Annotated in this window: 12 protein-coding genes; 6 read left to right on the top strand and 6 right to left on the bottom strand. The window is 64.9% G+C overall.

All coding sequences use genetic code 11. The features are described 5' to 3' along the window. Positions 1–58 precede the first annotated feature (58 nt). The 3 genes from EB815_RS08300 to EB815_RS08290 are packed head-to-tail and all read left to right on the top strand — an operon-like array spanning position 59 to position 3,237. Positions 59–1,099 carry a class II aldolase/adducin family protein gene (locus EB815_RS08300; protein WP_056575965.1) on the top strand — a complete coding sequence of 347 codons (1,041 nt, stop codon included), beginning with the start codon at positions 59–61 and terminating at the stop codon, positions 1,097–1,099. A gap of 15 nt (positions 1,100–1,114) precedes the next feature. After that, positions 1,115–2,389, top strand: coding sequence for an FGGY-family carbohydrate kinase (locus EB815_RS08295; RefSeq protein ID WP_056575963.1), 1,275 nt, complete (start codon positions 1,115–1,117; stop codon positions 2,387–2,389). Then, on the top strand, positions 2,386–3,237 hold the full coding sequence (locus EB815_RS08290; protein ID WP_056575961.1) for a TIGR01459 family HAD-type hydrolase: 852 nt from the start codon (positions 2,386–2,388) through the stop codon (positions 3,235–3,237). Before EB815_RS08295 ends, EB815_RS08290 begins: the two co-directional genes overlap by 4 nt. Here EB815_RS08290 and EB815_RS08285 read toward each other — a convergent pair. Further along, entirely contained in the window at positions 3,224–4,234 is a 1,011-nt protein-coding gene (locus EB815_RS08285) for a sugar-binding transcriptional regulator (protein WP_056575959.1), read from the bottom strand. The genes EB815_RS08290 and EB815_RS08285 overlap by 14 nt on opposite strands. A gap of 156 nt (positions 4,235–4,390) precedes the next feature. Here EB815_RS08285 and EB815_RS08280 point away from each other — a divergent pair, with 156 nt between their 5' ends. Further along, positions 4,391–5,185, top strand: coding sequence for a hypothetical protein (locus tag EB815_RS08280; RefSeq protein ID WP_056575957.1), 795 nt, complete (start codon positions 4,391–4,393; stop codon positions 5,183–5,185). A 23-nt stretch (positions 5,186–5,208) separates the two neighbouring features. Here the strand turns inward: EB815_RS08280 and ptsP are convergent, their stop codons facing one another. The 5 genes from ptsP to EB815_RS08255 all read right to left on the bottom strand — a co-directional run bounded on the left by ptsP (position 5,209) and on the right by EB815_RS08255 (position 10,152). Then, a complete protein-coding gene (gene ptsP, locus EB815_RS08275; protein ID WP_056575955.1) occupies positions 5,209–7,194 on the bottom strand; it encodes a phosphoenolpyruvate--protein phosphotransferase in 1,986 nt (661 codons plus the stop codon). 162 nt (positions 7,195–7,356) lie between these two features. Further along, positions 7,357–7,737, bottom strand: a complete 381-nt coding sequence (locus EB815_RS08270) for a PTS glucitol/sorbitol transporter subunit IIA (protein ID WP_056575953.1) — start codon at positions 7,735–7,737, stop codon at positions 7,357–7,359. 27 nt (positions 7,738–7,764) lie between these two features. Then, positions 7,765–8,769 carry a PTS glucitol/sorbitol transporter subunit IIB gene (srlE, locus tag EB815_RS08265; protein WP_056575951.1) on the bottom strand — a complete coding sequence of 335 codons (1,005 nt, stop codon included), beginning with the start codon at positions 8,767–8,769 and terminating at the stop codon, positions 7,765–7,767. Positions 8,770–8,786: 17 nt separating this feature from the next. Continuing rightward, a complete protein-coding gene (gene srlA, locus EB815_RS08260) occupies positions 8,787–9,548 on the bottom strand; it encodes a PTS glucitol/sorbitol transporter subunit IIC (RefSeq protein ID WP_027054143.1) in 762 nt (253 codons plus the stop codon). A gap of 166 nt (positions 9,549–9,714) precedes the next feature. Then, positions 9,715–10,152, bottom strand: a complete 438-nt coding sequence (locus EB815_RS08255; protein WP_056575950.1) for a transcriptional regulator GutM — start codon at positions 10,150–10,152, stop codon at positions 9,715–9,717. Positions 10,153–10,344: 192 nt separating this feature from the next. On the opposite strand from EB815_RS08255, the gene EB815_RS08250 reads away from it, so the two are divergent. Next, positions 10,345–10,986 (top strand): hypothetical protein, encoded by a 642-nt coding sequence (locus EB815_RS08250; protein WP_056575948.1) that lies wholly within the window; start codon positions 10,345–10,347, stop codon positions 10,984–10,986. Positions 10,987–11,091: 105 nt separating this feature from the next. After that, positions 11,092–11,766, top strand: coding sequence for an HAD family hydrolase (locus tag EB815_RS08245; RefSeq protein ID WP_056575946.1), 675 nt, complete (start codon positions 11,092–11,094; stop codon positions 11,764–11,766). Positions 11,767–11,850 lie beyond the last annotated feature (84 nt).

The raw sequence follows: 11,850 nt of genomic DNA, 5'->3' as shown, positions 1-11,850 counted from the left end.
TCAGCGCCGACAGCGGCCCGAGCGGCCGGATTTCGTGCAGCGTGGAAGGAAAGGCGCCATGGCAACCGAAGCTGACGCGCAGGAACTGGCGGCCCTGCGGGCACTTTCAGCCGGCATTGGGCTGGACGCGCATATGACCCAGGCGGCGGGCGGCAACACCTCGCTCAAGGCCGGCGACACGCTTTGGATCAAGGCGTCCGGCACCTGGCTGAAGGATGCGCTCACCGACGACATCATGGTGCCGGTGGCGATGGCGCCGCTGCTCAAGGCGGTCGAGGAGCGCGACCCGGCCGCCGACAAGCCGCAGGGCTTCGCCATTGCGGCGCTTAATCCGCGCGGCCTGCGCCCATCGATCGAGACCACGGTGCACGCCTTGATGCCGCAACGCGTGGTTTTGCATGTCCACTGCGTCGACACGATTTCGCTTGCCGTGCAGGCCGATGGCGAAGCCCAGGTCGCCAAGCGGCTGGGGGGCATCGAATGGGCCTACGTACCGTATTTCCGGCCGGGCCTGCCGCTTGCCCGCGGCATTGCCGAGAAGCTGCGGCCTGGCGTCGACGTACTGATCCTCGGCAATCACGGGCTGGTCGTCGCCGCCGAAACCGTCGCCGAGGCGGAGCGTCTGCTCGGCCGCGTCCGGTCGCTGCTGGCGCGCCCGGCGCGCGCGACCATCGCGCCCGACATCGCGGCCCTGACGGCGCTTGCCGGCGAAGGCGTCTACCGATTGCCGGCGGATGTCGAAGCCCATGCCGTCGCGCTCGATCCGGAAAGCCGCCGCATGGCCGGGGCCGGCAGCCTCTATCCCGACCACGTCATCTTCCTCGGCCAGGGCTCGGTCGTGGCGAGGCCCGGCGAAGATGCCGCGGGAGTCACCGCGCGGCTTGGCGCGGCACCCGTTGCGATCCTGTTTCCCGACGCCGGTGTGCTGATGCGCGGCGACGCCAGCGCCGGCGCAGACGCCATGCAGCGCTGCCTGGCCGACGTGACGGCACGCGTCGATGTCGCGGCCCGATTGAGCTATCTCACCGCGGCCGAGAATGACGAACTGGTCAATTGGGACGCCGAGCAGTATCGCCAGAAGCTGAACGCCGCCGGCTAGCAAAGGACGGAAGACATGATGCCACTTGTCATCGGCATCGACATCGGCACATCGGGCGCGCGCGCTGTCGCGATGCGCCCGGACTTTTCGATTGCCGGGCAGTCCACCGTCCGGCTCGACAGATTCGGCGAGGATCCCCGCGCCCCCTCGGCATGGTGGCAAGCGGTCCAGACGGCTCTGACGGAACTGCTTTCGGGCATCGACCGCGCCTCCGTCCGCGCCATCGCCATTGACGGCACGTCGGGCACGCTGCTGCCGGTCGACGCTACCGGGCGGCCGCTGGCGGAGCCGCTGATGTACAACGACAAGGTCGCCGAAGGGGATATACTGGCCGCGATCGCCCGCGAGGCGCCGGACGCAAGCGCCGCCCACGGCGCGACCTCCGGCCTCGCCAAGGCGTTGCGGTTCCAGCATCTGCCCGATATCGCGGCCGTGCTGCACCAGGCCGACTGGATTGCCGGAAATCTTTCCGGCCACTTCGATGTCAGCGACGAGAACAATGCCCTGAAGACAGGCTATGACGTCGAGGCCCGCCGTTGGCCGGACTGGATCGCGGCCACCGGCATGCGCATGGACTTGCTGCCTGATGTCGTCGAGCCTGGCGACGTCACCGGCTCGCTCACCGCGGCTGCCGCGGAGCTGTTCGGTCTTCCGCGCAATGTTGTCGTGGTCGCCGGCACCACGGATGGCTGCGCCTCGTTCCTGGCGACGGGCGCCACGGCGGCCGGCGACGGCGTCACGGCCCTGGGATCCTCGTTGACCATCAAGATCCTGTCCGACCGGCCGATCTCGGCGCCACGCTTCGGCATCTACAGCCATCGCCTCGGCGACGCCTGGCTGGCCGGCGGTGCGTCGAATTCCGGCGGCAAGGTGCTGGCGGAGCATTTTCCACTGGCGCGGATCATCGAGCTTAGCGCGGCAATCGATCCCACGACCGAGACCGGCCTCGACTATTACCCGCTCAGTACACCAGGCGAGCGGTTCCCGATCGCCGATCCGACCCTGCGGCCACGCCTTGCCCCAAGGCCGGCTGACGACACCGATTATCTCAAGGCGATGTTGGAAGGCATGGCCGCGATCGAGGCACTCGGCTATCGCAGATTGGCCGAACTTGGCGCGCCGGCGCTGACATCGGTCCGGAGCGTGGGAGGCGGCGCCGCAAATCCGGCCTGGACTGATATCCGGCGGCGCAAGCTCGGCGTCGACTTCCTGCCCGCACTTTCCGACGAGGCCGCCGCCGGCACCGCGCGGCTGGCGCTGAGGGGCGCAAGCAAGGCAGGACTCCCATGAGCGCGAAAACAATCGAACGACTCGACGGTATCGGACCGCTGGCTCAGCGCTACCAGGTCTTCCTGCTCGACCAGTTCGGCGTGCTGCATGACGGCCGGGCTCCCTATCCAGGCGCTGTGGAGGCAGTGTCGGCGCTGAAGCGCGCAGGCAAGACGGTGGTGCTGATTTCCAACTCCGGCAAGCGCGCCAGGCCCAATGAAGATCGCCTGCTGAAGCTCGGCTTCGCCGCCGGAAGCTGGGACCATTTTGTCTCCTCCGGCGAGGTGGCGTGGCGCTCCTTCAATGACATGGCGGCATCGGGAAGACTGCGCCCGGGGACAAAGTGCCTGCTGATCAGCCGCGACGACGACCGCACCGCGGTCGACGGCCTGCCCTTTGTGCTGACACAGGCTGGCGAAGACGCCGAACTGGTGCTGATCTCGGCCAGCGAGGGCGACCGCCATGACCTCGACCACTATCGCCGGCTGCTTGCCCCGGCGGCGGCGCGTCAGGTGCCGTGCTTCTGCACCAACCCCGACCGGATCATGCTGACAGCGGTCGGACCCCGTTTCGGCGCGGGCGAGATCGCAGATCTCTACGAAGACCTCGGCGGCAGCGTTATCCGCATCGGCAAGCCCTATCCGGCGATTTTCGAGGCGGCACTGGCACTGGCCGGCGAGCCCGATCGCGCCAGTGTGGTCTGCGTTGGCGACAGCGTCGAGCATGACATTGCGGGCGGAAACGGTTCCGGCATCGCCACGGCACTGGTTCTCAGCGGGATACTGGCGGACACACCGGATCTTGCCGCCGTTTTCGACGAGCAGCAGGCCTGGCCCGATTACATTACGGGGTCCTTCAGCCTGCGCTGACCGCCTCGAGCATGCGCCTCGCGCTCTCCTCGTCGGTGATCAGGATCGTCGGCGCGATCAAGTTCATGGCGCCGAGCAGGGCCTCGATCTTCTCCTCGCCGCCGGAGGTCAGGATGCGGATCGGCGCCTTGCGCAGGCGGTCGACATCCACCGACATCACGAGGCTGTTGATCGGATGGTCGACCAGATCGCCATTGCGGTCGAAGAAATGGAACAGAAGGTCTCCGACCGCGCCGCGCGACACCAGCGCCTCGCGCTCCGCCTCCTTGAGGAAGCCGCCCCGATAGAAGGTCGTCGCCGAGGCGATGCCGCCGATCGACAGCAGCACGGCGTCAAGCGTGTCGGCCATCTCGAAGATTTCCTGCAGGCCGCAGCGCTCCACCAGCGCTATCTTGGTCTCGACGCTGTCGACAACGGCCGGTGTCGGAATGAGATAGCCGTCACCCTGGAAAACCTGGGCGAACCGCCAGGCGAACTCCGCCGGATTGTAGCGACGCGCGACGCCAACGCCGCCCAGCAGCGAGATGACCTTGAACTCGGAGAGCGACTTGGCGCTGATGAACGGCAGGCTCGAGAACAACGTCCGGCCCCAGCCGACGCCGACGCGCATGCCGGATTTCATCGTATCGGACAGGAAGATCCCGGTCTTGGCGCTGATCGCGGGGATCGGGTCGGCATTCGGCGCGGTGAGCGGTGCCACCAGCGCCTGCTGCAGGCCGAACGTCCGCTCCAGCGCGCGCTCCAGCCGCACGATCTCCGACAATTCGCTCTCGATGGTGATCTTGACCTCGTTGCGCGAACGAGCTTCCGCCAGCATGCGCACAATGGTGACGCGGCCGACGCCAAGCACGTCGGCGATCTCGTTCTGCGTCATCTGCTCGACGAAATACATCCAGGCGGCCCGAATCCTCAGACGATCCGTCCGGCTTTCGCTGACGACCTGTTCGGTCGCTTCGGCACCCGCCCGACCTTCGTCGATTTGTCGTCGCCTGGCCAAATCATCCCTCCCCCGCGGTGACGAACGCGCGCGCCGTCACCGATTCTGCGTGCTGGTCTAGTATCGCCTATTGATCTACCAATCGATAGGAACAATGTAGAGTTGGTGGCCGCCCCTTGCAGGCGGCATTCCACGGCACTTTCGAGGCAAACCGCGATGCTCCGACAAATCTCCGAAGACGTCCGCGTCAACCTGAAGGACCGGTTGCGGGAAGTCCGGGACATCATCAGGCAGAGCCGCCATGACGGCAGCGGCGACGCCAGCGTCCTGCGCGAGGCGACCAGTCATCTGCCGCCGTTTCCGGGCAAGGGCATCGAAGGCCTGCTCAGCCATGCCGCCAGCGCCGTCGACGAAGCGCTGTCGATCGCCGAATCCTTTGTCCCGCATGAGCGTCCGATCAAGGTGGACGGCACGACCGTAAAGGGCCTTGGCACCTATTTCCCGGCCGGAAACGAAGAGCGGCAGTTGAGCGCCGAGCGCCTCTTCCGGCGCGATATGTACTATCTGGCCAAGGCGGTGCTTGCCGGGCTCAAGGTCGAAAACGCCCGCATCCATGAAGCCGATTTCGCAGCCGCTCACGCCGCCATGCGAAAGCGCCATGCCGATCTGCTGGCGGCCCTGGCCGCGCCGGGTGCCGGGCTGCCGGCAATCGCGGCCACCTGCGCTGCGTTGCTGGTCGAGTTGCTCGGCCAGCGTCCGGTCCGCTTTGGCGAAGCCGCGCCGGAAATGGCGGGGGAGCGGGCCCTCGACATAAGCTGCCTGGCGCCAGTCGTTCTGGCCTGCGGCCTGGCGACCACCGGACGTGACGGCGCGCCGGAGCCGGACATGCTGGAGATCGCGATCCTGGCGGTCGATATCCGTCATGACCGCATCCTGCAGGCCTGCGCCAAGGCAAGCCCGGTCGATGAGCTGACGCCTGTCTTCGCCACCTTGCTTGCGCATTTGCCGTAAGCCCCAGCAGCGCTTTCGGAAATCTATTCCCCGGCTATCATGGCCGTGATTGTTTTCTTGGCGCGCTGGATCGAGGCCGGGCTCATCGAAAGTTCGGTCAGCCCCATTTTCACGAAGGCCGGGATCAGGTCCGGTCGCCCGGCCGCCTCGCCGCACATGCCGACCATGATGCCGGCGGCGACGCCGGCTTTTGCCGTCAGCTCGATCGCCGACATGACCGCTGGATTGGTGACGTCGTTGAGCTTGGCCACGGTCGGGTTCAGCCGGTCGGCGGCCATGATGTACTGGGTCAGGTCGTTGGTGCCGATCGAGAAGAAGGCCACTTCCTTGGCCAGCGCCGGGGCGATCAGCACTGCGGCCGGGGTCTCGATCATCACGCCGAGATCGAACGTCGCATGCGGCACGCCTTCGGCCTTGAGTTCGGAGGCGCATTCATCGACCAGCACGCGGGTGCGCGTGACTTCCGAAATATCGGACACCATCGGCAGCATCACCTTGATGTTGCCGTGCACGGCCGCCCTGAGCAGCGCCCTGAGCTGACGCTTGAAGATATCGGGCCGGTCGAGGCACATACGGATGCCGCGCCAGCCGAGGAAGGGGTTTTCCTCGTCGGGAAACTCGATGCCGGCGATCGGCTTGTCGCCGCCTATGTCGAGCGTGCGCACGATGACCGGATAGGGATCGAAGGCCTTGGCCAGCGCCGCATAGGTCTCGGCCTGCATGTCTTCGGAGGGCAGATGCATGTGGCGCATGAACAGAAGCTCGGTGCGGAACAGGCCGACGCCCATGGCTCCGGCCTCCTGCGCCGCTTCGATTTCCTCGAGCGAACCGATATTGGCCGCGACCTCGATCACCCTGCCGTCGGCGCGCTTCGGCGTCACCGTCTTGAAGGCGGTCAGGCCGGCACGCTCGCTCGCCGCCGCTTCGACACGGCCGGCGAATTCGGCACGCGTCGCCTCGTCGGGGTCGATGATGACATGGCCGGTGTTGCCGTCGAGCGCCACGTCGCGAGCCGTGCGCAAGGCATTGATCTGGTCGCCGAGGCCCAGCACCGCCGGAATGCCATGCGAGCGGGCAATGATGGCGATATGCGAGGTGGCGCCGCCATGGCCGCAAATCACCCCGCCGATGCGTTTCAGCGGCGCGCGCGCCAGGTCCCAGGCGCCGATATCGTCGGCGATCAGGATGGCTCCCTGCGGAATGTTCTCGAGGCTGACGTCGTCCTGCCCAAGCAGGACGAGACAGATCTGCCGCCCCACGGCGTGAACGTCATCAGCGCGCGCATTGAGGTAGTGATCGTCGACGGCGCTGAAATCGGCGGCGATGGCGGACGCGGCGGTGATGACGGCCGAGATCGCGTCGTTGCCACCCTTGATCGCCTTCTCGGCCTCGCCGGTCAGGCTGTCATCGGCGGCGATATCCCTGAGTGCCGCGACGATGCCACGGTCTCCGGCCGACAGGCTGTCCTGCGCCAAGGCGCGATCCATGCGCGCCTGGACGGCGGCGACGGCGGCGCGGAACCTGTCGATCTCGCCGGGGATCTCTTCAGCCTGCAGCGTGCGGCCCTGCCCGGTGATATCAGGCGGGAAATGCGCGAAAGCCGGCCCGATCGCGACACCCTCGCTTGCCGCGACACCGCGTAGGCCATTCGCTTCGCCGGATGCCGCGAGCGCGGATTCGGCCGCTGGTGCGGCTGCCACTTCCGGCCCGGCATCGTTGGCCGGGCTCTGCGGCCCCGCTTCGTCGTCGAGACCAGCCTTGGGGTTTTCGAGATAGCCGATCAGCGCTTCGATCGCCTCGATGGCATCCGCGCCGTTCGCCCGAACGGTGACTTCCTGGTTTTCCTTGACCGCCAGCAGCATCAGTTTGACCGAGCTCTTGGCGCTGACAGCCTTGCCGTCCTTGACCAGTTCGACATCGGATTCGAAACCCTTGGCGAGTTTGACGAACCGCGTGGCGGGACGGGCATGCAAACCTTCATGCACCCTGACGATGGTCGAGCGTTCCATGGCAAATACTCTGCTTTTCCCAGAGCTATTTCTGCCAGTTCACAGAAACGGCGAGATAGCTCTAACTCTTTGTTTTGACGCAATTCCGAACGGAAAACCGTTTCACACTTTTCCTGGAATTGCTCTTGGCGCCAAGACCGGACAGTCCCAGCGCGAGTGTGTTCAGGCGGCGATGGTGATGATCGCGCCTGTCTCCAGGGCGGCCACGAGGGCCTGGGTATCGACCCGCGATGCGCAGATCTCGCCCGGCCTCTCGGCCTCGGTGGCGCCGTTGAACGAGATGACGACATGGCCCATCTCGAGCACCTTGCTCCATGCGCTTGAGCCAACCGCCGTTATGACGGCTGAAACCGAACCGACGGTGATCGAAGCGCCCTTGGCGGGCGCTCCGTCACTTGGTCCCTGCTCCGTCTTGTGCAGGACGGAGACTTCCGCAAGCTCCGGCGGCGAGCCATCCGCGAACAGGATGAGCACGCCCCCTTCGGCAAGATCCGCCACTTCGGGTCCGATGGAAGTGACCCGTGTTCTCAACAGAACCGTCATATGGCGAACCTCATTTCCTTACTCTCTTTAAAACACGATCAGTGAGACGACCCAGGCGATCAACACCGAGACCGGGCCCATGATCTGGCGGCTGATGAGCACCGCCGGCACGCCGATTTCGATGGTTTTCGGCTTGGCTTCACCGAGCGCCAGGCCGACAGGCACGAAATCGCAGCCGACCTGGGTGTTGTAGGCAAACAACGCTGGCAGGGCCATCGCCGGCGAAATCGTGCCGTTGGCGATCTGCGGGCCGATGATGGCCACGCCGATGACCTGCGCGATGACAGCGCCTGGCCCCAGGATGGGCGACAGGAACGGCAGGCCGCAAATGGCCGAGATGATCAGCAGGCCGACGATGTTGTTGGCCAGCGGCCCCATCGGCTGGGCGAGCACATCGCCAATGCCGGTGTAGAGGATCAGGCCGATAAGCATGGTCACGAAGGCCATGAACGGCAGCACGTTGCGCACCACCTGGTCGATGGTACGGCGGCCGGAATTGAAGAAAATGCCGACCACCCGGCCCATGACGCGGCCGATCGAGCTGATCAGGCCGATCAGCCCGCCTTCGCTCGGCAGCGGCTGTGGCGCCGCGGCTGCAGTGTTGTTGCCTGAACTCATCGATGCTGCTCCCCCCGCGGTGGTGACCGCCTCGGACCCGTCCGCCATTGTGACGTTGGCCGGCTTCACGCCCGAAACGTAGATGTCCTCCGTGATGAACTGGGCGAGCGGCCCAGCCTGGCCGACCGGCGTCAGATTGACGGTCGGAATGCGCTTGCGCGGATAGACGCCGCATCGTGCGGTGCCGCCGCAATCGACGACGACAACCGCCATCTCGCCTTCGACCGGCGGCGCCTTGAAGCCGTCGACGGCCGTGGCACCGGTCATGTCGGCGATAAGCTGGGCCACGGGATGGATGCCGCCGCCGGTGACGGAGACGACCTTGTCGCGCTGCGCGGTCGGCTCGATGACGAGCGGGCCGCCCCAGCCGGTGGAACCCCGGGAGATCTTTACGGCTTTGTATGTCTTGGCCATGATTGTCCTCCCCGCCCTTACAGCTCGACGCCCTGGCGGCGTGCCATGATGGTGGTGATCCGCTCGGTCAGCATGCCCTTGAGCAGGATGACGACGAGGCCGACAATGGCGTACCAGATCGCCACCTTGACGTGGTAACCGGCGACGACGACGCCCTTCTTCTCAAGCTCGAGCAGAGCCACGAGGATACCGCCCCAGACGAAATATTCGCCGGGATTGATGTGCGGGAACAGGCCAAGCGGCGGATGCACGTAGGACACGGCCGCGTCATAGAAAGCCGGCTTGTGCTTTTCTTCCAGGAACGATCCGAACGTATAGGCCATCGGATTGGTGAGGAAGAACACCGCCAGCAGCGGCAGCAGCGTATAGCGGGTCAAGGCAATCCTGCCGGCGCCGCGCGCAAGGCCATGCACGCGCTCCTCGCCGACCAGTTCGGTGACGGCGTAGAAAGCGGTCATCAGCACCACCAGCGTAGGAATAATGCCGGTGACGAAGCCGGCGAACACTTCGCCGCCCTTCTGGAAGATGCCGATGAAGTACTTGCCGATGGCGGTCAGCCAGCCGAGCTGCTCTTCCTGCTGGACGTCCTTCAGCTTTTCCTTGAACTGGTCGACGGTGATGGGCCCGCTGTCTGCTTGCGCAAGGACAACGAGATGATCGGAAGCATGCTCGACGGCGAGCTTGCCATGCAATGCAGCATCCGAGACCATCGCACCTGCGACATGCAGATTGTGCACGGCCATGTCGGCATGCTGCGCCAACAACGAAAATACAGACATTTCTCCTCCTTATGCCGGTCGGCCGGTTGATCCCAGTCGGCGCACGGCGTCCTCAGAACATGATGCCGAAAAGTGTGAAACCGCTTTCGGACGACATCATGCTCTATCCCTTTGATTTAGAGGCGGATTCAGATTTCAGGTCGAACAGACCTGAAATCATCCGACTCTAGGCCCTTGCTACATTCAAGCCGGTTAGGCCCGGCTTCTTCCCCGGCTCCGACCGTGCTTTGTCGATCTGTTCGATCGCCCGCTTCACGGCCTCGGCCACACCGGGTTCCCCCTCCCCCATGATCGCAGGGTTGGACCGGAGTCGATCGAGGGGAACACCCTCGAATTCTTCATGTCTTTTGAACTTGGTGAAAACGGAACGGCCGCTCATCACCATCATGCGGCGCACGATCAGGTCGGGCGTCACCACGACAAGCGCGATGGTGCCCTTGGCCAGCCGGCCGCGAAAATTGCCGGCTCCGACGAAGCCATCCTTGTACTGGTCGGTGACGCCCCGGAAGACATCCGAATAGTGCCGCATCTGCAGCCAGACGCCGAGCGACTGCAGCGCCCACACAATAACCAGCAGAAGCAGTCCCCACTGCCAAATCGCCATTCGGTTCTCCTCCCGAAGCCTCGATTGCACCGCACCTTGGACCGGCGCGCGACAACAGCAAAGTGAGAACATTTGTTTCCGAGAATGTCAATATGTATGATATTAGCCTTGATCGCGGTCATCCACAGGACCGGCGGCCGATTTCGGCGGCGACGCGGCTGTGCTAACCTGCCACCAAACGGGATGCATGCAATGGAACTGCCCTTCAGGGATGAACTGGCCCTCATGCCCGACCTGCGCCACCGGTTGCGGCAGTTGCGCTGGTTCCGCGCCACCTTCCGCGGCAGCGCCAAGGTGGTTTCGGACACGTTCGGCGTGCGTTACGAAATCGACGAGGCGAAGCTCACCCGAGCTTTTCTCGACTGGGTCGAGATCATGGAGGCGCAGAAGCGCTTTGCCGCGATAGACCGCGCCGACTTCATCGTCTTTGCCGCCGGCCTCGTGCTGCGCGAACTGATCAAACAGGCGCCGGCCAGGGAGATCTCCGGTCTCGCGCGGCTCATCGAGACGGATCAGAATGCCGGCACGCTGGAAATCATCCGCTTCTGGCCGGAAGGCTTCCTCTACACCAACTACTGCGTCTCGGTGATCTCAGCCATCTACGAACAGGAGTTCGGCACGGCGCCCAGCATCGACAAATGCGCCGACGACCTGCGCACCTGGTGGTCCTATCGCGAGAATGTCACTGAGATGCCGGCCTATGCGGTGGCTTTCCTCGACCGCTTCCTCGGTGCCGAGCCGAACTGGATCACGCCCGACCGCGCACAGTCGCGGCAAGCCATGCAGCGAGCGCTCGGGTCCTCCCGCGCAAGCGATGCCCTGCGCCAGCTTTGACTGCTCTTCGGTTTCGAGCCCCAGGCGCCTTCAGCCATCGCGCTATTGAACATTTGACTTTTTGCCGATAGCGATGTGCGGAAATTGACTTGAGGAGACAAGTGCGTGGCGCGACCAAGGCCTATCATTTTCGATTGCGACGGCGTGCTCGTCGACAGCGAGCCGCTGGCAGCCAGGGCCTATGAGCGCGTCTATGAAAAGCACGGCATGCCCGGCGTCCATGGCGGCATCATCGCCCAGTGCGTCGGCATGAAGCAGTCCGACATCATCGTGCGGATCAGGGAATTGACCGGCCACCAGTTTCCCGCCGCCGCCGACGGCGACATCTGGGCCGAGACCAAGGTCCTGTTCACCGAGGAATTGAAGCCGACCCCCGGCATAACAGCGTTTCTGGAAACGCTCGAGGGCGACCGCTGCGTTGCCTCGTCATCCTCCGTCGAGCGGATAAACCACAGCCTTGCCGTCACCGGGCTGGCGCATTTCTTCGGCGATGCGATCTACAGTTCCTCGATGGTCAAGAACGGCAAGCCGGCGCCCGACATCTTCCTGTTCGCCGCCGCCAGGCTGGGCGCCGACCCGGCCGACTGCATCGTCATCGAGGATTCCCCCTTCGGCATCCAGGGCGCGGTCGCCGCCGGCATGACGGCGATCGGCTACACCGGGGGCGGCCACACCTATGCCGAACATGGCGCGCGGCTGACGGCGGCTGGTGCCGATTTCGTCTGTGCCGACTGGCAAGAAGTTAGCCGGCAATTGTCGGGGCTTGGCGTGCCGGCCTGATCCAGGGCAATTCGAGGAAAAGTGTAGCGGTTTCCGTCCGGAATTGCGTCCGAACAAAGAGCAGAACAGTTCGGCGTTTCCGTG

Origin of the sequence: Mesorhizobium loti (assembly GCF_013170705.1) — a bacterium.
GTDB lineage: Bacteria > Pseudomonadota > Alphaproteobacteria > Rhizobiales > Rhizobiaceae > Mesorhizobium > Mesorhizobium loti_D.
Note: the sequence above shows the minus strand (reverse complement) of the source record. Positions and strands in the feature narration are given on the sequence as shown.

Excerpts from the sequence above, each read along its gene's own strand:
- EB815_RS08300 (WP_056575965.1), top strand. The coding sequence starts at position 59 with ATGGCAACCGAAGCTGACGCGCAGGAACTGGCGGCCCTGCGGGCACTT.
- EB815_RS08295 (WP_056575963.1), top strand. The coding sequence starts at position 1,115 with ATGATGCCACTTGTCATCGGCATCGACATCGGCACATCGGGCGCGCGC.
- EB815_RS08290 (WP_056575961.1), top strand. The coding sequence starts at position 2,386 with ATGAGCGCGAAAACAATCGAACGACTCGACGGTATCGGACCGCTGGCT.
- EB815_RS08280 (WP_056575957.1), top strand. The coding sequence starts at position 4,391 with ATGCTCCGACAAATCTCCGAAGACGTCCGCGTCAACCTGAAGGACCGG.
- ptsP (WP_056575955.1), bottom strand. The coding sequence starts at position 7,194 with ATGGAACGCTCGACCATCGTCAGGGTGCATGAAGGTTTGCATGCCCGT.
- EB815_RS08270 (WP_056575953.1), bottom strand. The coding sequence starts at position 7,737 with ATGACGGTTCTGTTGAGAACACGGGTCACTTCCATCGGACCCGAAGTG.
- srlE (WP_056575951.1), bottom strand. The coding sequence starts at position 8,769 with ATGGCCAAGACATACAAAGCCGTAAAGATCTCCCGGGGTTCCACCGGC.
- srlA (WP_027054143.1), bottom strand. The coding sequence starts at position 9,548 with ATGTCTGTATTTTCGTTGTTGGCGCAGCATGCCGACATGGCCGTGCAC.
- EB815_RS08255 (WP_056575950.1), bottom strand. The coding sequence starts at position 10,152 with ATGGCGATTTGGCAGTGGGGACTGCTTCTGCTGGTTATTGTGTGGGCG.
- EB815_RS08250 (WP_056575948.1), top strand. The coding sequence starts at position 10,345 with ATGGAACTGCCCTTCAGGGATGAACTGGCCCTCATGCCCGACCTGCGC.